This is a genomic window from Paenibacillus sp. MCAF9 (assembly GCF_052114265.1).
Lineage (GTDB): Bacteria > Bacillota > Bacilli > Paenibacillales > Paenibacillaceae > Pristimantibacillus.
This window is the reverse complement of sequence record NZ_JBFREL010000007.1, coordinates 50,891-71,609: the sequence shown is the minus strand read 5'-3', so window position 1 is coordinate 71,609 and position 20,719 is coordinate 50,891. Positions and strand designations below refer to the sequence as shown.

At 43.2% G+C, this 20,719-nt stretch carries 18 protein-coding genes; 6 read left to right on the top strand and 12 right to left on the bottom strand.

Features of this window, described 5'->3' with window-relative positions; genetic code table 11:
• Nucleotides 1-46: 46 nt before the first annotated feature.
• The 5 genes from AB4Z45_RS14450 to serS form a co-directional block, all read right to left on the bottom strand.
• On the bottom strand, nt 47-1,744 hold the full coding sequence (locus AB4Z45_RS14450; protein ID WP_441910056.1) for an extracellular solute-binding protein: 1,698 nt from the start codon (nt 1,742-1,744) through the stop codon (nt 47-49).
• 106 nt (nt 1,745-1,850) lie between these two features.
• A complete protein-coding gene (locus AB4Z45_RS14445) occupies nt 1,851-2,729 on the bottom strand; it encodes a carbohydrate ABC transporter permease (protein ID WP_441910055.1) in 879 nt (292 codons plus the stop codon).
• An 18-nt stretch (nt 2,730-2,747) separates the two neighbouring features.
• The gene (locus AB4Z45_RS14440; protein ID WP_430056687.1) at nt 2,748-3,713 is read right to left on the bottom strand and encodes an ABC transporter permease; all 966 of its coding nucleotides are present in this window, start codon (nt 3,711-3,713) and stop codon (nt 2,748-2,750) included.
• Between the two features lie 206 nt (nt 3,714-3,919).
• Nucleotides 3,920-8,215: an endo-1,4-beta-xylanase gene (locus AB4Z45_RS14435; protein ID WP_441910053.1), complete on the bottom strand. Its 4,296-nt coding sequence runs from the start codon at nt 8,213-8,215 to the stop codon at nt 3,920-3,922.
• A 275-nt stretch (nt 8,216-8,490) separates the two neighbouring features.
• Nucleotides 8,491-9,774, bottom strand: a complete 1,284-nt coding sequence (serS, locus tag AB4Z45_RS14430; protein WP_441910051.1) for a serine--tRNA ligase — start codon at nt 9,772-9,774, stop codon at nt 8,491-8,493.
• Between the two features lie 381 nt (nt 9,775-10,155).
• Here serS and AB4Z45_RS14425 point away from each other — a divergent pair, with 381 nt between their 5' ends.
• Together AB4Z45_RS14425 and AB4Z45_RS14420 are read left to right on the top strand one after the other, a co-directional pair.
• Nucleotides 10,156-10,614, top strand: a complete 459-nt coding sequence (locus AB4Z45_RS14425) for a hypothetical protein (RefSeq protein WP_441910050.1) — start codon at nt 10,156-10,158, stop codon at nt 10,612-10,614.
• Between the two features lie 193 nt (nt 10,615-10,807).
• Entirely contained in the window at nt 10,808-11,392 is a 585-nt protein-coding gene (locus tag AB4Z45_RS14420) for a hypothetical protein (protein ID WP_441910049.1), read from the top strand.
• Between the two features lie 22 nt (nt 11,393-11,414).
• Here AB4Z45_RS14420 and AB4Z45_RS14415 read toward each other — a convergent pair whose 3' ends face one another.
• The gene (locus AB4Z45_RS14415; protein ID WP_441910048.1) at nt 11,415-11,546 is read right to left on the bottom strand and encodes an IS3 family transposase; all 132 of its coding nucleotides are present in this window, start codon (nt 11,544-11,546) and stop codon (nt 11,415-11,417) included.
• 526 nt (nt 11,547-12,072) lie between these two features.
• Here AB4Z45_RS14415 and AB4Z45_RS14410 point away from each other — a divergent pair.
• Together AB4Z45_RS14410 and AB4Z45_RS14405 are read left to right on the top strand one after the other, a co-directional pair.
• Complete coding sequence (locus AB4Z45_RS14410) at nt 12,073-12,294, top strand: GNAT family N-acetyltransferase (protein ID WP_441910047.1); 222 nt, start codon at nt 12,073-12,075, stop codon at nt 12,292-12,294.
• Between the two features lie 113 nt (nt 12,295-12,407).
• Nucleotides 12,408-12,938 (top strand): GNAT family N-acetyltransferase, encoded by a 531-nt coding sequence (locus AB4Z45_RS14405; protein WP_441910046.1) that lies wholly within the window; start codon nt 12,408-12,410, stop codon nt 12,936-12,938.
• A gap of 446 nt (nt 12,939-13,384) precedes the next feature.
• On the opposite strand, the gene AB4Z45_RS14400 is transcribed toward AB4Z45_RS14405, so the two are convergent.
• Both AB4Z45_RS14400 and AB4Z45_RS14395 read right to left on the bottom strand, forming a co-directional pair.
• Nucleotides 13,385-13,825 carry a hypothetical protein gene (locus AB4Z45_RS14400; protein WP_441910045.1) on the bottom strand — a complete coding sequence of 147 codons (441 nt, stop codon included), beginning with the start codon at nt 13,823-13,825 and terminating at the stop codon, nt 13,385-13,387.
• Between the two features lie 45 nt (nt 13,826-13,870).
• A complete protein-coding gene (locus AB4Z45_RS14395; RefSeq protein WP_441910043.1) occupies nt 13,871-14,380 on the bottom strand; it encodes a GNAT family N-acetyltransferase in 510 nt (169 codons plus the stop codon).
• A 246-nt stretch (nt 14,381-14,626) separates the two neighbouring features.
• Between AB4Z45_RS14395 and AB4Z45_RS14390 the strand changes: the two genes are divergently transcribed.
• Both AB4Z45_RS14390 and AB4Z45_RS14385 read left to right on the top strand, forming a co-directional pair.
• On the top strand, nt 14,627-14,947 hold the full coding sequence (locus tag AB4Z45_RS14390) for a heavy metal-binding domain-containing protein (protein ID WP_339205517.1): 321 nt from the start codon (nt 14,627-14,629) through the stop codon (nt 14,945-14,947).
• Between the two features lie 14 nt (nt 14,948-14,961).
• Nucleotides 14,962-15,189 (top strand): hypothetical protein, encoded by a 228-nt coding sequence (locus AB4Z45_RS14385; protein WP_441910041.1) that lies wholly within the window; start codon nt 14,962-14,964, stop codon nt 15,187-15,189.
• A gap of 86 nt (nt 15,190-15,275) precedes the next feature.
• Here the strand turns inward: AB4Z45_RS14385 and AB4Z45_RS14380 are convergent, their stop codons facing one another.
• The 4 genes from AB4Z45_RS14380 to AB4Z45_RS14365 form a co-directional block, all read right to left on the bottom strand.
• Entirely contained in the window at nt 15,276-17,516 is a 2,241-nt protein-coding gene (locus AB4Z45_RS14380) for an FAD-dependent oxidoreductase (protein WP_441910040.1), read from the bottom strand.
• A 29-nt stretch (nt 17,517-17,545) separates the two neighbouring features.
• Nucleotides 17,546-18,373: a carbohydrate ABC transporter permease gene (locus AB4Z45_RS14375; protein WP_441910039.1), complete on the bottom strand. Its 828-nt coding sequence runs from the start codon at nt 18,371-18,373 to the stop codon at nt 17,546-17,548.
• 15 nt (nt 18,374-18,388) lie between these two features.
• On the bottom strand, nt 18,389-19,273 hold the full coding sequence (locus tag AB4Z45_RS14370) for a carbohydrate ABC transporter permease (RefSeq protein WP_441910038.1): 885 nt from the start codon (nt 19,271-19,273) through the stop codon (nt 18,389-18,391).
• Between the two features lie 79 nt (nt 19,274-19,352).
• Nucleotides 19,353-20,669 (bottom strand): ABC transporter substrate-binding protein, encoded by a 1,317-nt coding sequence (locus AB4Z45_RS14365; protein WP_441910036.1) that lies wholly within the window; start codon nt 20,667-20,669, stop codon nt 19,353-19,355.
• Between the last annotated feature and the right edge of the window lie 50 nt (nt 20,670-20,719).

Genomic DNA, 20,719 nt, shown 5'->3' with positions numbered 1-20,719 from the left:
CAGCAAGAAGGGCAGCTCATGAATGAGCCGCCCTTCTTGCTGTTATTTATTTTGACTTAATTTCATCGTACCACTTGTTGACTTCTTCCGCTATTTTCGCTCCGCCTGAAGAATTATATCTTTCAACAAAAGCATCGAATTCATCAACCGAGGTTTTATTATAAATGATTTTGTTCAGTACTTCCTTCTCCAGCTTGCTTAGCATATCGCCTTTGGATAGCTGCGTCTCCGTAGGAGTACCAGTAAACATACTAGGCATAATAGCATCCTTCTGGTCAACAACAATCTTCGCCGCTTGCATTTGCTCTGGAATAGAGGTCGTAAGCGTCTCTTCATACGGCGTGGACGGCTTTTCACCGTTCGCTAGTTTTGCTAATCCGTTAATACGAAGAAAAGGAATAATGGCCCCATCAAAGGTTAGCGTATATCGTATGGCATCTACCCAACCGCCAGGAATTTTATCACTATCCTGCTCGCGATAAATCTCACCGTTCGGGCCAATATCATAGTCATACCCTTTCGCGAAGCCTTTAGAGAATGGACCATCCCCATCAGGGTTTGCCCAGTTGTCAAATAGGTAATTCTGATAGACGAAGAATGCATCTTTATTTTTCATGTTTTTATTGATAAGAACCGCACCTGTGCTAATTGGAGTTCCATGACGGCCAACCTTGCCATCAGGACCAGCTGGCAGAGGATATGGCTTATACTCAGAAGTAGGGACATTGGTTTTCAGATCTGGAATTGGCCAGCCTGTCATCCAATAAGGGCCAACAATAATACCTGATTTGCCAGCTGTGAAAGCTTCTGAGGCTTTTACTTCATCATACAGTCCCGACTCTTGGGAAATGTAGCCCTTCTTCATCCAATCCTGCAGCTTGGCGAGTGCAGGCTTCATCTCTGGTTGAATAGAACCATAGGCAAGCTTGCCATCGGCCCCTACGTTCCATTGGTTTGGCATTACGCCATACATGCCAAACACCCATCCTGTTTCAGACATCCAAGTATTCAAATTGTTTTTAAAGCCAACGGATAAAGCAGTGGTATCCTTCTTGCCATTTCCGTCCGGATCCTGATTAGTAAAAGCTTCCATTACCGTTTCAAGCTCATCGATCGTCTGAGGAGCCTTCAAGTTTAATTTTTTCAGCCAATCTTCACGGATATACATGACTGGATCATTATTATAGGCATTCTCTAAAATCGGAATTCCCATTCGTTTTCCATCACGCATATACGGGTTCCAAACCGTAGGGTCCTGTGCCATCGCTTCTTTGTAGGTATCGGAAGCATATTTATCGAATAGTTCTCCTGCATCCGTAAACTGTCCACTCGAAATTAAATCAGCAATCAGCGTTGGATCGCCCCTGAATGAAATAATATCCGGCATTTCCTGCCCCGAGGTAAGCATCAGCCTAAGCTTCGTTTGGTAGGCATTGTTTTGATCGCTGACCGTCCATAAGTACTTAATATCAATACCCAAAGTGTCTTTCGCCCACTTTGTATGAACGTTATTATCAATATTTTCGCCATTTTTGAATTTTAAATTGGTTGTAATAGGGAAGACCGTCGTAATGGAAACAGGCTCCACATATTTTCCATTCTCGAACTTCGCTGAATAAAAGGAATCATTATCGGCCTTTTCTTCTGTTTGATCTTCTTTATTGCTGCCGCAGGCTGCAAGCGATGCCATCAGCATTGCTCCTGTCATAACCATAACAGCCGGCTTTTTCCATTTAGTTAGCATATCTTTATTTCCCCCAATTGAATTTATTTGGTTTGCTCTGACCCTTCCAACCAAATCATATATAAATCCTACTGTGCAGCAACACCCCTCTCATGAAGCAAATCCATTATTCCTTCACGGCACCAAGTACAATTCCTTTGACGAAAAATCTTTGAAGGAACGGATACACAAGGAGAATTGGTGCCATGCCGATAAAGATTTGAGCAGCCTTTACGGTTCTTTGTGAAATGTTTTCCAAATCCTCAGGTCGCACCGTCACTTTGCTGAAGTCTTGCTGTACGATAATGGTCTGCAGGAAAGTTGCAAGTGGATAGTTTTTATGATCCGTCATGAAAATTAGACCATCAAACCAGGAATTCCAATGACCAACCATTGAGAATAACGATAGTGTAGCAATTGCAGGCATCGATACTGGCAAATAAATACTGAATAGTGTTCTCAGATGGCCAGCTCCATCGATGAATGCAGCTTCCTCCAAATCCTTAGGCACCCCGCGAAAGAAATTAAGTAGGAGTATCATATTCCATACTGATACAGCTCCAGGAATGATAAGCACCCAAAGCGTATTCATCATGTTTAGCTTTTGAATAAGAATGTAGAAGGGAATCAAGCCACCGCTGAATAACATCGTGAAGACAAAAAACCACGTATATATACTTCTGCGTTTGAAATGTTGAGCTTCTTTAGATAGTGGATACGCCGCGAGCGTAACGAGTACCATACTGATCAGCGTGCCTAATGTAGTACGCTGAACAGCTACCCATAGAGAGCGAATAAAATTCTCATTCTCCAATGTCTTGCTATAGGCTTCAACCGTGAACTGAACGGGCAGCAATCCGACCAAATTAGCGTTCGCAGCCGCTTTCCCACTGAATGAAACAGCTAAAATATGAATTAATGGAATAATACAAGCAATGGATAATATCGCTAGAAACGTATAGTTGATCACTGTGAATAATTTGTAGGTGTTCGATTTATGATACATTCTGTCGGTTCATCCTTTCTAGAAAATACGGTAATTGGCCAGTTTGTAAGCCAAGCGGTAAGCTGCGACGATAAGCACGAAGCCTACGACCGATTTGAAAAGCCCTATTGCTGTGGAGAATCCGAACTTGCCGTCTATGATACCGATACGATATACAAACGTATCAATAATATCCCCTTTGTCGAAAACCAGTGCATTATACAGATTGAATATTTGGTCAAAGCCTGCATTCAATATATTGCCTAAAGATAGTGTTCCAACCACGATTGTAATTGGGATAAGTGCTGGGATGGTAATGAACAAGGTTTGATGCCATCTGTTCGCTCCATCTACTTCCGCCGCCTCGTACAATGACGGATTAATTCCTGCTAGTGAAGCAAGGAATACGATTGTTCCAAATCCAAACTCTTTCCAGACATCGCTTACAACAACGATAAATCGGAACCAATTGCCATCGCCGAGGAAGAATATCGGTTTCAAACCGAATACCGCGCCTAGAAACTGATTGACGAGTCCTTCACTGGACAGCATGTCCAGCAAGATGCCCCCTAAGATGACCCAAGAAAGGAAATGCGGCAAGTAAACCAGCGTCTGTACCGTCCGTTTGAAAGCCGCCTTTCTCACTTCATTGAGCAAGAGAGCGAAAGTAAACGGAGCGATGAGTCCTGAAACCATCTTCATTCCGGCTATAATAACTGTATTCCAAATGACTTGTACGTACTCTGGCGTACTGAAAAGGTAACGAAAGTGCTCCAAGCCAATCCAATTGGATTGGGAAAATCCTAGCCAAGGCTTGAAATCTTGGAAAGCAATTACGAGTCCGAACATTGGAATGTAAGCAAAGATTAAAGTAAGGATAACCGCTGGCAGCAGCATCGCATCCAGCACCAATGCCCTTTGCCATTTGGAGCGGCGATCCGTGCGTTGAGACAGCTGTGGGGCGGTCTCTGCAAGGGCATCTGCTGGCGTTATTGATTTCTTCATTTGTGTGCTTCCCTTCTGTTTGAATGACATAAACCCTATCTGTCCTATCGTCTGTTCTCATTATAAGTGGCACCTAGAGACGCTACTATGATAAATCATAAGCATCGATAACAAATTGTTAATATCCGAGCTGACGCTATTTGAATACAAATAAAACGCCAAGCCCCCTTCTATAGAAGAGAGCTTGGCGTCATTAAATCCATTCATTATTTGCTTGTATTCAGGATCATGAGCATATTATATAAAGCTTGAACTGACTCTGCTCGAGTAGTATGCTCACTAGGAACAAAACGATAATCACCCTTGCCCTTCATCATTCCATGCGAAGAAACAATAGAAACAGCGTTCTTCGCCCATGCCGAGATGTTAGCCTTGTCTATGTATGATAGCTCGACGTTAGACTCCTCTGGTTTCGTTTTTGCTTGGTATGCATAAGCATTGGCAAGCATAACCGCCATTTCTTCACGGGTAATGTTTGCAAGGGGAGCAAACCGGTCCACTGACACACCCTTAACAATCCATGCGTGAAAGGCAGCATTAACAGCCGACGAGAACCATGTTCCTTCCGCAGCGTCTATAAAACTGGAGGACCCTTGCTCTTTAAGTCCAAGCATGCGTACCAATAGAACGGTAAACTCCGCTCGCGTAATAGGTTTGTCTGGAGCAAAAAGAGCAGCGTTTCGGCCATTCACAATCTGTTTTGCAGACAGCACCTTCAACGGCTCGTATACCCAGTGGCTTGAATTAACGTCATTGAAGTTCTTATCATATTCAAGCAGCGCGTACTTACTGAAATGCGCAAGATCAACAGAGATAAGATTCGTTTTTTCGTCATTCTTCCCGCCTACATATTCCCATTTATTGGTCTGCTCATTCAGCATGTAAATGCCTAAGAGCGACTTCTTCATATTGGCTTCCGCTGAATAGGAGAAAGATAAGGTGACAGCTCCATCAAATGTGCCCGCCTTCATCTCAAGACCATCAACCGTTATTAAAGACAGTTCGAAGGACCAGCTTTCTCCGCCAATAAACTTCGCAGATAACCCTTGCTCTCCTTTTAGCTGCTGACTGCCTGTAGCTTCTTTAGCAGGCTCCATACGAAGCGACAGCTCAGCTCCATTCCGCAATTCAGGCTTCAACTGATCAATGAGGGGCTGGAGCACTTTTGAATCAATCGTTAGTGTAGCAGACCCTTTGGATAGCTCCAGCTCTCTGCCTTTTAATAGACCAGCTAATTGAAGGGGCAGCCGTACTTGATGCTTACCTTCTGGCACGCTGATGCTTACCTGATTAGGCGACCCGTTCTGAAAATTCTCCTCAGTAATGGTCATCACAGGATCAGCAGTGCTGCCAGATTGCCCAGAGCTTCCAGGCTTGTCACCGCCATTATCGATGCCACTGTTCTTTTCTGACTCGGCAAAAGTCAAAATGCCGAATTGGGAAGTATTTCTCCATGAATCGTTTGTTGGATCGTTCCATTTGGCGGTGCTGTGCACTCCTTCCCCCTGATCGTCATTCACCTGAATGTCCAGACCTATTACACTATCTGTATTCGGACGAAGCTCAGGCAGCGCGATCTTTACTTCCATGCGGTAGCCTTTCTCTGTTCTTACAACTGCGCTCTCAAGACGAGAAGGAGAAGCATTTCCAGCAAAGGTAGCTACATTATCAATATTAATCCGATATTGTGCATCATCATATTGATAAGTCGATGTCCGTTGATGATTTTCATCAATAAAAATTTCGATTGAATCCTGCAGCCATGGCTGCGGATCATCTGATTTAAGCAGCGGATCGGTTACGTCGACTAACAGCAGCAGACTGTTATCCGTCCACATAGAACGAGCTTGAGCCGTTGCTTTGCTGTTATTATTAGTTAGATCCACAACGAATGGCTTTGCCTTTTCCCACTCGCTTTCCATTTGTCCATCAATACGTGCAGTGCCTTTTATCGACTGTGCGCTTTTTGGCATACTTGCAAGCTGAATGACGCCATACTTGCTTGTGTCCAGATCTTGACTTAATGTGCTGTCATTCCAATAAACCGGCAGTATCTCGCTTGTCGATGCATCCTGAATACGAATATCGAATCCGATTTCTTCCGCTCCTGGCGCTAAGCCTTTCCAAGGAATAACGGCTTCTAGCCTATAACCAGCTGCTGTTTCTTTTATTTTATAGCTGCTATCGCCATTTTCAGCACCTGACCGATTAAAAGTAAGATGACGATCATCTGACTCGTAAACCGCTGACTTTCCATTATTCTCATCAATAAACAGCTCTATCTTGTCCGCTGCGTCACGGGTAGCATCTTTAACCTCTACTTGAACATAAAGATTGGCCATATCCCATAAGGTACGGAACGTTGCAGCCTCGCTGCCGCTGCGTTTAAGCCGCGTCTGTACAGCTTTTTTCCATATAGAATCTGTAAAATTCTGATCACCCGCCGTTGGCGTTGCCATGAGTGATACCGTACGGTTTGTAATAATAGGAAGTGTAAGTGGATCTACAATTCCCCAGTAGACTAGCTTAGCCTGGAGATTCGCATCGAATAGCATAGCCTGATTATTGTAGGATTTCTCGTCTTGCAGTCCCCAAATCGTTACAGAGGAAATCTTGTCCTTATAGGTTTTGTATAAGTCAAACAATTCCTTATATCTATGTGCTTGCTTTGCAGCTATGTCATCAGGCATAGGCGTACCCATGCTCACTCCGCTATCAACATCCAGCTCGGTCACCTGAATATCTAGCCCTAGCGAAGAGAACAGCTTGATTGTCTTTTCAACTTCCTCAATTGGCGGCGTAACCAACCCATAGTGAGACTGCAAGCCTACCCCGTCGATCAGACCTTTAGCTTTGAGGCGCTTTAGCAATTGATAGATATGTTCTCTTTTTTCCGGAACCTCTGTGAAGTAATCATTATAATACAGCTTGGCATCAGGGTCCGCAGCACGAGCAAACTCGAATGCCTTCTCGATGTAATCCGGGCCTATGAGATTATACCACGGTGAAATTCTAATACCGTCCGCATCTCCCCCATTGTCAGCAATAGCTTCGTTTACAACGTCCCATGCGTATATTTTACCTTTATAACGTGTCATTACCGTCTCTATATAAGACTGAAGGCGCTGCAGAAGCAAGTCACGGCTGGCAGGCTGTCCATTGCTGTCCGTAAACATCCACTCGGCCGCATCAATATGCCATAGAAGAGCATGTCCGCGCAGCCCCATTCCATTGTCCTGAGCATATTTCACGTAATAATCGGCTGCATCGAATGTATACTGATTCTCAGCTGGGGAAATAAACTTTGGTTTCATTTCATACGTTGCCGTTATGCTGTTAAAATGCTTTTTGAGAAGCTCCCCATAGGCTCCTTCCATTTGCCAGGTATAGACGGCAGCACCAATTGGAAAATCATCCTTAAAATAATCCTTTAAGGACACGATATCGTTTTGAATCGATAGCGCCGAAACAGGGACTACTGTTACTTCATCTACATAAAAAGATAGCGTATCTGGAGTAGTCTCCGTAATGTAAGGCGTTTCGATGAATAGTTTTAGCTCCGAAGGAGAATCGCTGTAATTAAGCTGTCCCTTAAGCTCATACCATTGCTGCCACTCCGATTTCTTAATCGTAATGGTATCTAGTGCATTCCAGCTCTCCGATCCGGACTTCTTATAGGCCGTCATTTGCAATTTGATGTCAGAGGCTGGCTCTTCCTTTAATCGAACATAGGCCTTTAATTCATATTCCTTGTTCTTTTGAAGATGATTTTTAAGCTCAAGTGCTGGCCCATGAAACGTACGGCTCCGCCCTTCTACCAACATACTGCTGCTGCCGCTATAGGCTTCGGCTGCGGAAACGGTCAGCGCCTCATGTCCGATTCGCGGCAACCACCCCTGAAGCGTTCCATCTTCAAAATCGATAAGCAGACGATCATCACCCACCGGGCCCTCTGAGTCAGGCACAAGCTCTATGGAAACATCATCAAAATAAAAGGCAGTACCCGCCGTGGCTTCTGCATAAAGATCATATTTGCCCTTCTTGCTCCCTGTCGTATAATTCCTTTTTATTAAGGTCCATTGCGATGCTGCATTCTGATCCGCCGTGCCGATTTGCTCCCAGTTGTCTTCCCCGTCAATGCTGCTCTTCATTGTAAGTTTAATATCAGCTGGCGTTGTACCGGGGGATAGCTTCATCCAAGCACTAATGGAGTAGGTGCGGTTAGGAGCCAACAATTCCGTTAAAACGTAATTGGGTCCCTCCCAATCCTCGCTTCTCCCAGATATATATAGGCTATGAGAACCGCTATGATACTCATCTCCTGAGACCGTTAGCGACTCGTTTCCTTTACGCGCCCAGCCCTGCGTTGTTCCATTCTCAAAATCTGAAATGAGAATGGTTGTGCTGCTCTCGTTAGCAAACAACTGCTGAGAGGGAGGAAGAATGATAGTGATAAGCATGGCAAAAGCGATAAATAATGCGAACGGTTTAGTAAATTTCATATAAATCCTCCTTAATATGATGATCATAGCGCTGTAACTAGCTCTTTGTTCCTTTCTTTTGTTGTGCGATTATATAAACCAAAGGTTGCTACTACAACCGGATAGTTGAAGTATAGCTCTAAGGTAAGCGTTTCCATATAACAAATACATCGCTCACATAACAAATTATTAGCTTTGTCCCTAATCGAGTAACCTTTTTTCAATATCAAAGTAAATAGAACAAAAAAAATGCGATAAGGAAATGCTGCTGAGCATCTCCTTACCGCATTTTTAATTTATTCATTAATTGCTATTTTCTCCAGCCCTCTCATATAAGGCTGAAGTGCAGCTGGAATACGAATCGAGCCGTCTTCCTCCTGATGATTCTCGATGAGTGGAATGAGAATACGCGGGCTAGCCACTGCTGTGTTGTTGAGCGTATGGCAAAATTTTAACGAGCCGTCCTCTGCACGGTACCGTATATTCGAGCGGCGTGCTTGAAAATCATGCAGGTTCGACGACGAATGCGTCTCCCCGTAGGCCTGCCTGCTTGGCATCCATGTCTCAATATCGTATTGCTTATACGTTTTTTGCGACATATCGCCAGTACAAACCGCCATTACTCTGTAGGGCAGCTCAAGGCATTGAAGCAGTTCCTCGGCATTAGCCGTTATTTCCTGCAGCAGCGACTCCGACAACGCCGGATCAGCCTCGCACAAAATAACCTGCTCGACCTTGGCAAACTGATGTACACGGTATAGACCATGAACATCTCTGCCAGCCGAGCCGACCTCGCTGCGGAAGCATACCGATGCAGCAGCCAGCTTGATTGGCTCTCCTACCTCTATTATTTCGTCCGCGTAATAGGTAACCATAGGCACCTCCGAGGTGCCTACCAGCCATTTATCCTCGCCTGCAATCCGGTAGGTCTGATCCTCACCAAGCGGGAAAAAGCCTGTATGCTTCATCGCTTCGGTGCGGACCATTAATGGTACTTCCAGCAGTGTGAAGCCTTTTCTCAGCAGCAAATCGACAGCCAGCTGCTGCACGGCACGATGGAGCAAAACGCCTGCCCCCTTCAAGTAATAATTGCGGCTGCCTGCTGCCTTCACACCTCGCTGCACATCAATCATATGATGCAGATCACCCAGCGCCATATGATCCTTTGGTTCAAAAGGAAAACTCGGGGCTTCGCCAACACGCTTTTGCTCTATATTATCCGCGTCCGATCGTCCATCTGGCGTGTCTGGAGATACGATATTAGGTACCAACGCCATGAGCTCAGCTGCATGCTGCTCTACTATCGCAAGCTCTGCTTCCACTGTGCCCAGCTTCTCATTTGTTTCCTTGACCTTATGCTTCGTTTCTTCCACTTCAGCTTGAGCATTCTGCTTCACTAGAGTGCCGATAAGATTCGAGAGCTTGTTGCGAATTTCCCGTAAAGCTTCCGATTCCTGCATGAGCTGACGTTTCTTCTCGTCCAAGAGCATCAGCTCTGCAATAGAAATCTGAATCCCCTTCTGATTCGCAACCATCTGTACCTGCTCTTGATTTTGCCTAACCCATTTCATGTCCAACATGCTAACCGCGCTCCTTTTCATTAGAAAAACACAAAAAACGCCCTCCATCCCAATGGGACGAGGAGCGTTTTTTACTCGCGGTGCCACCCAAATTGATTAAACAGACGCACTGTCTAATCCTCTTTGTTCCGCGATAACGGGCGGGCCCGGTAAACTTAGGGGGAAGGTGCTTCCCTCCCCTTGACGWGAACGCCTCCGAGTTGGATTCTCTTCACTGGCGTGATCCGATAATTAATTTTGTAGTAATATAACACATTATATACGGCCAACACAAGTGTCATTGTGGAAATAAAATTTCAATTTGTCTTTTTAGTGTGCCTCATATGCAACTTTGTCCACTTATTAACAGTCAGTAGGTTATATGAAGGGGAGGTGCATTTGTTGAGATATGGTCTTCTACTTACATTCTTACTTATCATGTTTGGGCTGGCAAGCTGCGAAAGCTCCGGAGCGAACAACGGCTTAACCACTCATACTGAGCAGATGGACAAAGATCACCTGACGGAATCGTTGTCGAAATCAAGCGATAAATTAATCATTGCCAAAAGAGTTGGCATGGAAAACCAATACGAAGATCATAAGGAAATAAACGACGAGAAGTCTGTTTCTACTGTGAGGAACATTTTAAACAAAGGCGAATGGGAAGAAGTTAAATTCCTAATGACAAGACCCCCCGATTATAAAGTTCATTTCCAACCTACCGATGGCTCAGAAGCAAAAGCGGTATTATATGAGGTTTGGTTTACGAACGACAACGCTGAGATTTATATAAGCGGCATTCATTCTTACAAAAAAACGTCGAAAGAGGATGCAGAAACGCTGGGTACTATTTTAAAATAACGGATTAATTAGAATGAAATGAGGCATAGCGTAATGAGTATAATCCGTTCCCTTCTCCTTTTAAACGTATTTGCAGCTCGCAGATGCATTATTTTGGGGATTTATGATTGAGATTAGGACAACTCGTTTAAAATAACATGGAGACATAACTGATGGGCTTGATTATACAAGCCCTTCATGAAGGAGGCTTCTCATGCTGAATGAGATGACAACAATACCGCGTAAGAATAAAAGGCGGAAAAGTTTTGCGGCTTTCGCCGCTTTTGGCATAACGATGACTTTATTAGCTGGCTGCAGTCAAACAGGAACGAGTGAAATGGGTGCTCAGCCTAATCCAGATTCCGCTGCAATCGCTCCCGCTAATCAAACCGAAGAAACAAATGCTGCTTCAGAGAAGGATAACCCCTTCGCCGCTGCTGGCATTACGGATCCTAAAGCTTTTATCAAAATGTTTGAAGCGGTTAAGACAGCTGTTGCCGCGGGTGATAAAGAGGCCGTTGCAGACCTAGTGCTGCTACCGCTTCGAGTAAACGGAAAAACATCGATGGAGATTACATCCAAAGCAGAGTTTATAGAGAAATATGATGCCATTATGACAAAACCCGTGAAGGATGCGCTAGCCGCGCAGAAGGTGGATGATTTGTTCGTTCGCGATCTAGGTGTGATGGTCGGAGACGGTGAGCTTTGGTTTGGCGCATCGGCCGAGGAGCCTCAAGCATACGGCATTATTGCCGTTAATCTAGAAGTTGGTAGCACTGAAGCGCCCCCATTCAAGTAGACATTACAAAAAATAAAAAATGTTAAACGGCCTTAGTCCTAAACTCCATTGGACTGAGGCCGTTTAGTTTTGCCTGTAATCGTTCGTAATTGTAAAAGTGAATGTAGGCTTCAATGTCCCGTTCAAGCTCATCAAAAATTCGGTATGTACGCAAATAAAATTTTTAGCACTTCAAGGTTTCCCAGAAGGATTCTATGGGACTGTTATCAATGCAGCTCCCTACGAGGGACATGCTATGGGTTTTCTGCCCGTCTATCTGTACAGCTTGAATGGCAAGATAGATGTTTTCTTGACTTACTTGACTTAGCGTCGCCTTCTTTCGAGTTCCTCTAACTTTTTTAGAAATGCAATTTCTGCGCGCAGACGTTCATTTTCAGCCTGCATCTTCTTCATGGCAAGCTTTTGGCGGTCTGTGTCAGTTAACTCTTCTTCGGTCTTTTTACGCCCACGTCCATCCTGCAGCGCATCTTGCCCGCCGTCTTGGTATTTCTTCAGCTATTTATTATTTCACCTGTCTACTATTTGGGGGGCATATCGGCTAATGAGTAGGATTAATTAGCTTTAATTGTTCTTTACCAATGAATTATTACTTGTTTGTGGTATTATTTGTTAGTCAATACATATCTGAAAGAGTTTATACAAATATATGATTAAGCACAAATATCCTATTGGGGAGACCTATGACTGATATAGCTAATGAATACAGAAACAAAGGATATGGAAAAATCATGATAGCAGAAGCTGAGCGGCTAGGGAAAGAACCTGGCTGTATATTTGCTCATACTTCCACATTCACGTATCAATCGCCTGAATTTTATAAGCGTATGGACTATGAGATTTTTGCCGTTAATGATGAATACCCAGAAGATATAAAACAATTTTTCTTTAAGAAGAAATTATAGAATAAATATTTTCGATTACACTAATGAGGTGAATATTTTATCTGTGAATTCTTATGCGGTTTGGAACTTGAGATGGCTGCTACCATAAAATAATAATACGAGGAGGCTTTAAAGTGAATTTAGAAAGCGAAAGAATCTATTTGCGGAAACTTGAAGAATTAGATGCACCGATCATGTTAGCTAATACAACGGATGAAGAAATACGTTATATGACAGGTACAAAACATAACTTTACTTTAGAACAAATTCAAGCTCATATATATAATATTAATAATGACCCTTCTCGCTATGATTTTGCTATTTGTTTAAAAGATGATGACCAAATGATTGGTGAATTATCTATTTCTGATATTGATGAAGAAAATAAAAAAGCAGGATTTAGAATCACAATGAATTCAATTAAATTAACAGGAAAAGGTTATGGAACTGAAGCTTTAAAAATTGTATTACGATTTGTTTTTGAAGAACTAAATTTAAATCGATTAGAGTTAGAAGTATTTAGTCATAATCTTCGTGGAATAAGAGCGTATGAAAAGGCAGGTTTTGTAAAAGAAGGAGTTTTACGTGAATCTTTATATTATGGCGGAACTTATTCTGATGAAATTATCATGGCAATAATTAAAAAAGATTACAAGAAAATGTAGTGTTTACTCCGGACCTGAACGGATACCAAAGTGAAATAGATTGCTTTAAGTAAGCCATTTATTTGAGGTTTGATCACTTTTAAATGAAATTTAAAAGTGTACTTTGATTTCGCCGGTAGGCTGAATTAACTTTATCTAATGAAAATAATACTGTAATCCAATAAGAAAACTATTGAACTAACAGGACACTATAGCTTAACAATCACATAAATGAGGCTGCCGGTATGAAACGGCAGCCTCATTGAGCTATTGAGCAGGATTCATTTGCTTTATTTGTTCTTTACCAATGAATTATAACTTTTTGTGATATTATTTGTCAGTTAATACATGTCTGAGAAAGTTTATACTAATAAATGATTAAGCACAAATATCCTATTAGGGGAGACTTATGACTGATATAACTTTAGACAATATCAAGATTACAGTAGACTCAAATGCATTCTAACCTATTTCTTCGTCAGAGCTTTTAACTCCTCGATCGCCATCGTGATGTGTTCCTCTCCCAATGTCGTTTCTGCTCCGTAAAAAAACAATACATTGGCTACTTGATGGGAACGATAAGACGCCAAATCCGCCGCTGCCCAGCTATTAGCAAAATCCTCTAAGCCTTTTTTAGCCTCTTTGCTTGATGAATAAATATAAATACTAATACTTTGACTCGTATTATAGTTGAATTGCTCCGGTTTTATATCGTTATAGGCTCTAGAAAATACAGCACCCGGGTTTATATCGGTTTTTGCGGTTAACGGGATGCCATGGCTTTCAAATACACTCGTTATTTGATCCAATGTTATCGTTTCTTCGTTTCTTTCGTTCGAACCGCCGCCATAAGCACAGCCTGTAACGGCTAAACAAATCATACAAACGATCATAATCATTTTCCTCATAACATCGCCCCTTTGACTGCTATGACGTGTAAATAAGGAATTAAGTTACAGGAACTCATCCCAGCCAAGCCCTAATTCGGTAACGGTATCATTGCCTATTCGGATATCTTTTTTCGTAAAGGCCTTCGCCCCTAATCGATAATAAAAGTTGATTGCACTATTTTTCTCCAGCACCCATACCATTAATGTTTGATAATGATGTATTCTCAAATGATCGACCACAGCGGAAAATAGTGCTTTTCCGAACCCGAGCCCCTGGTACTCCTCCAGCAAGTATATGGAGTAAAGCTCTCCGTCGTAGTCGTATTGCTCACTCCTGCACTTCCCACCGTTTGCGAATCCTACTATCGTACCTTCATCATTTTCAATAACGTAAATCACTTCATCAGGGTTCGAGCGATTAAATACCCATAACCAATTTTTAATACGACTTTCGATGCTAAGCTTGGACAAATAATCATCCGAGATTATCCCTTTGTAGGTGGATTTCCAGCTCTCTACGTGGACATGAGCGATATCAGGTACATCGTCAATCGTTGCCAGTCTAATCCGCATATGATCCTCTTTTCTAATCACGCAAATGGAATGAATACACTTTATAAATCGGTTTGCCCATGCCTAACAACATAAATCATATTACTAGCCTCCTCATTTTATATATTTTACCATTGGATATTATTGGAATGAGTGATACTATGATTTTAGTTGATATGACTTCAATATCGCAAGAAGGATGCAATAATGGTTTTGTTAAGATAAGCATGTTATGTTCAGTTCATAATTAGAATGGGAGGAACCAAAATGTTAGTTGTCACTACAGAAAATATTCCTGGCTATCATATTGATAAAGTAATAGGCCACACATTTGGTGTCGTAGTAAGAAGCCGGGGCCTTGGAGGAAATATTACAGCCTCTGTGCGAAGCATATTCGGTGGAGAAATAAAAGAATACACTGAAATGATTGAAGATGCCCGTAAGGTCGCTATAGACCGTATGATTCAAAATGCACATGCCATGGGAGCAAATGCAATTGTGATGATGCGATTTGACTCTGGTGAAATCGGACAAACGATGTCTGAAATCGTCGCTTATGGCACTGCAGTTGTGGCTGAGAAAAATTAGCGATGCCTTATTTCATGAGCATTTACTTCGCCCTTCAATTATTGGTTATTATTATCGCTATAATTAGTACGTTTATATATCGCCGTAGGCGGCTAAAGCAACGCACGCCTCAGCCTCCAGCTGGTTTCCAGAAAACGAGTGAAATATTTATCGATCCAACAACGGGCGTTCAGCAGCAAGTATGGTTTAACCCTAGTACTGGAGAAAGATTTTATGAAAGAACGGATAACAATAAAAAATAAGCTAATTCACGGTGGCTAAAGCTGCCTTGAATTAGCTTATTTTTTAAAATTTCAATTAGAGTCCTGCTAAGCTCATCACAGCATGACTACTCATAAGCCCGTATTTCAACAACTTCTGCATAAGGGCATCCATTTGTAGCTTCAATTACAACGCGGATCTTATTGGTACGGATAGGCTCCAGCTGATGCGTCCGTTTTCGTTTTCTATTATCCGTCTCACGCAGCAGTACCTTCCACTGCTCATCGACAAAAGCCTCAATTCGATAATCCTTCACCAGCTCAGGAATAACTTCAAATGGCGTTCTATGATGGTGCAGGTTGATTAGATCCTCATTCACATCATCATTGAAGGTAATATGAATATTGGATATGAAAACAGAGGATTCCCACTCAAGAGAAAGCCACTCCGGCTTATTGCTATCCATTCGATTAGACACCCATGTATGAGGACCGCCATAAGGTCTTGTGTAGCCATCAATAGCAGATACCGCTTCGTATGCTGTAGTCTCAGGGAATGCCTTGAAGCAGAAAGGTGTTCTGTGCAGCCCTTTCATTTGCCAAGCCATGGTCTGCTGCGTATCCAAGAAACTGGAGAAATCAGCGGATGAATCGATCTTATTCTCGAAGCACAACACACCGTAAAGCGGCGTTTCAGACGTATACAATTGCAGCTCCGGGTTCGACTGAATGACAACGAATAAATTGATCGCTTCATCCGCCTTATAATCAAGTCCAAAATCAACCCACTGCTTCGTTCCCTGTGTTACTTTCACGGTATGCTTGGAGATAAGTCCCATTGGAATATAGTTTTCTTTTTTTCCGGTAGAATGAATTTCAATCGTCATTTCTGTATTCGCCAAAGCATTAACAAGCAAAGACAGCTTATTCAGCTCCGAAGTGACCGGGAACGTTATTCCAACCGGATTCAGTAAAGAATAAACCTTAGACGCATCATCTACATGCACGTTTCTCATCGTACTCGAAGCAGCTGCTTTGGCGCTTCTCCCCAAATCGCCGGCATCCTCATTGCGAATACCAATAATGGAAGCATCTTGTTTAATGAGTGTTTGCTGCAGCTCTGCAAGATGAGACTGACCTAACTCTCTTGGTGTAATTCCCTTCATAGCAGAGAGGGCAGCTCCCGTCCCAGCCGCTTCTCCCATTACCGCACAGGTAGCCATCACTCTAGTCGTGCCAAAAGCAACATGTGTCGCACTAACATTTCTGCCGGCGAACAATAAATTATTAACGTTGCTGGAATACAGCGAACGGAACGGAATGTGGTACGTACCATCTGCATGGAAGTGTTTGGAGCCGCTCTCTTCCGCATACATTCCCTTTGGTGGATGCAAATCGATGGACCAGCCACCGAACGCTACTCGATCCTCAAATGGCTCCTGCGCCACGATATCATTCTGATTGAGGATATAATCACCAACAAATCTCCTGTATTCCCGTTTGCCAGGAAGAGATCCTACCCATTCCAGAGTCATATTATCCGCTTCAAACTTTCCTGAGTTTTTAATATAATCCCAGATTCCATAAATAACGGACCACAGCTCATCCCGTATTCTCTCGTTCTCATGAACGGTATCCAGCTCTCCGCCCCATTCAATCCACCAGTAGTGGCAGCCCGAATCTCCGCTTCGCATTACCCGGCGTACCGGTATGGAGGTTTGGGAAATATCCTTGGCAAAGCTTGGCGGGATATATTTGACTGGCTGACCTGCATCCTTTGTATAAAATAAAATCGTGCTTCCGAGCGTGATATCATCCGCAACTTCAGGAGCCCAATCCTCCTTAAATTCATGATGCGCTTCCCGTCCAATTCGAAACTTTGCTCCTGCTAGAAAACCGACCAGACCGTCTCCGGTGCAATCTAAAAACATTTTGCTCTCGAAGCGAATTTTGCGTTCAGATCCCATCATCCAGCCTGTCACGGAATGAATCTGACGATCCACCTCTGAGCCTGTTGCCTCAACCTCATGTACATCCGTGTTGAGGAACAGCTCAATGTTTTTCTCCGCTTTAACGGCCTCTAATACAATCAAATCCCATAGATAAGGATTGCCATCAGGATTGCGATACTGATTTTCTACAAACAATTCACCCATAATACCCGTTTCTCTGGCATAACGATTCACGCCATGCCCTGTAGCACCGCATACCCAAACGCGCACCTCGCTGCTGGAGTTGCCGCCCAAGACAGGCCGGTTCTGTACCAAGGATACTCTCTGTCCTAGTCTTGCCGCAGCAATGGCAGCGCAAACGCCGGCGAGCCCGCCACCAATGACGGTTACTTCTGTTTTGATGATTTCAGATCTCATATCATAACGCTCCTTTTCTTTGTGAGTGATCAGCCCTTAACGGCAGAGCCGGATATGCCCTGGATAATATATTTTTGACCGATGATAAAGATGAGGATCATAGGGACAATCGCAGCGGTTGCCGCAGCCATCATGCCGTTGTAATCGACGTTATTTTCTAAAATAAAATTTTGCAAGCCAAGTGGAATTGTATATAACTTCGGGCTGGATAAAAATACGAGCGCATTCTCAAAATCATTCCAGTGCCACGAGAAGTCGATAATTGTAAAGGTAGCTAGTGCCGGCTTCGCTAAAGGCAGAACAAGCTTAAAGAAAATGCGAAAATGGCCGGCACCGTCTATAAAAGCGGATTCCGTAATTTCCTTCGGAATGCTCATAAAAAATTGCCTTAGCATAAACACGCCAAAAATCGAGAACAAGCCCGGCAATATAAGCGCCCAATGCGTATTGTATATATGCATCCAGTTGAACATGATGAACTTCGGAACAAAAATAACCTGTGGCGGTATCATCATCATGGATAAGTAGACGAGAAACATGGCATTCCTGCCTCTAAACTCGATTCTCGCAAAACCATAAGCAGCGAAAGCGGACAGAAACACTGCGCCGACTGTGCTAAGAATGGAGATTTTAAGTGAATTCAAATAATAGGTGATGAAGTTATAGTCACCTGTCCAAATTCGTTCATGGCTTCTCCAATCAAGCTTAGAGGGCAGCCATCTCGTAAATACTTCACTTGGACTCTGCAGGGACGTGCTGACCATCCATAGAAACGGAAGTATCATGAACACGCCGCAAATGAGCATGAGTACAGTTAACGGCAGCTTGGTTTTGACAGAGCTGACTAGATTGTTCATTGAAATCTCCCCTTTCTAATAGTGGACCCAGCGCTTCTGGCTAATCCATTGAATGACGGTTATCCCCATAATAATAGCGAACAAGAACCATGATATCGCTGAAGCATAGCCCATTTCATAATAGCTGAAGGCTGTTTTGTAAATGTATAGCGACAAGATCGTCGTGCTTCCGCTCGGACCACCCTGTGTAATCGCTTGAATGATGGAGAAGGATTTCATCGTCATGATTAAGCCCGTAATGAGCAGCATAAAGGTAGTCGGACTAACAAGCGGCCATACAATTCGCCACGTGACAGTCCGGCTCTTCGCGCCGTCTATCTTCGCTGCTTCCAGCAGCTCAGGCGATACTTCTTGAAGCGCAGCAAGATAAATAATCATGTTGTAGCCTAACAAGAACCAGATCTGTATGATGTCAATCGCATACATCGCAGTCTCGGTATCAGCGAACCAACCTGGCGGCGATACAATGCCAATCCAGCGAAGTATTTCATTGATGGGCCCTTGAGAGGGCTGAAACAAGAGCATCCAAACGAATGCAACAGCTACCCCGCTAGAAATATAGGGAAGAAAAAACATCCCCCGCAGAAGCCCTTTCATATATACATTCTTATTCAGAACGAGAGCGACGATAAAGGATAGTCCAAGCGATACTGGAACAGAAAGAAGGAATATCGCCGTATTCTTAATCGCATTATAAAACTGATCATCCTGGAACATTCGCTTTATATTGTCCATGCCCGTAAACGAGACATTTGGATTCGAAAATTGATAATCGGTAAAAATTAGTCCAAAGGAAAATAACGCAGGTACGACAAAAAACAATAATACGCCCAACATATTCGGAAGAATAAACACATAACCCAACCAGCTTTGCTTGCGCATCCAGCTCGTTTTACTCATAACAACCCGCCTTTCTTCGTTCACCCGTAAAAAAAAGTAAGAAGGACAAGGCTGCTCCTTCTTACTTTCTTTGCGCAGCTTATTTCTTGATGAATTCGTTGTGCCGCTCTGCCATATTTTTCAACGTCGTGTCGATATCTTGTTTATTGAGGAAATACTTCTCATATTCTTCTTTGCGCGCATCGATCACTTGCTGAGGCACGTTAAGCTGGAATGATTCGAATTTGCCGAATACCACTTTGTTAAGAGAATCCCGATCATAATTTTCTTCATACCCTTTTAGGAGCAAATCAATCGCTTCCGTGCTGTCTACACTTTTGGATGACGGAATACGTCCGCCCGGAGCCATTGGCAGCATTCCGCCATCAGCGTACCACTTCACAAATTCCCAAGCCGCTTCTTGATTTTTGGATTTCGCGTTAACCGAAATCACGTCGCCCAATCCGCCTGGATATTTGAAGTTGGTTTGATCCTTGGAGATACGCGGAATTGGTGCAAAAGCAATTTTGAAATCATGCGGGAAATCGACTAGATTGTTCGCATTACGGAATATAAATTCACCAGCTGTCAGCATCGCTGTCTCGCCTTTTAGGAACATCGTATCCACCGGCATCTTGCTGGTCAGCTGCTCGCCATATTCCGGAGTTGATTTATCCTTGAACATCATGTTGTGCAAAATTTCAAACCCTTGTTTCCAATAAGCATTATCGAAGTTGGATGTGCCGTCTGCTTTCACGTAACCATCTCCACCGATCGTGCCGTCGAATTGCGTAGTAAATGCAGCATCATGCTGGAGCAAGCCCCATACATTAGGTTGTTTCAATTTCAGTGCATATTCCTGTAAATCAGACCATGTCCAATCTAGCGGAGGAATTGGCAAACCTGCCGCATCAAGCATATCTTTGTTCAACCAGATGAACGCCATGTTTTTCTTTGTAGGCATGCCGTAATACTTATCATTAATCATCCATTGCTTAGCTTCAGGACCCATTTGCTCATCAATGTTGTAATCCGTCTTTGCGCTCATATCTACGGCTACACCTGCATCTATTCTCTTTTGAAGGCGAGAGAGGGTGTAGTTTATATAAATATCTGCATCTTGCCCAGCAAGCAAAGCAGTATCCAGCTTTAAGTTGCCCGCATCATCATTAACGAACCGAACATATTCCACTTGTACATTTGGATTCTCGGCATTCCATGCGTCAACAACTGCTTGAGGTCCCGCTTCAGGAGGCACGCCGCCCCATAGCGTAAGCTTAATCTTTTTGGTTGTTGTGGCGCCGCTGTTTGTTGGTGTCCCCGAAACATTATTTTTGTTGTTCCCACCGCATCCAGCGATCAGAACCACGACAAGAATAAGAGAAAGAGCACTGATCAACATTCTGTTTCTTTTCATTTCTTTGCCCCCTACAAACTTGTTTAATTGCTTAGTTAAATCTTATCACC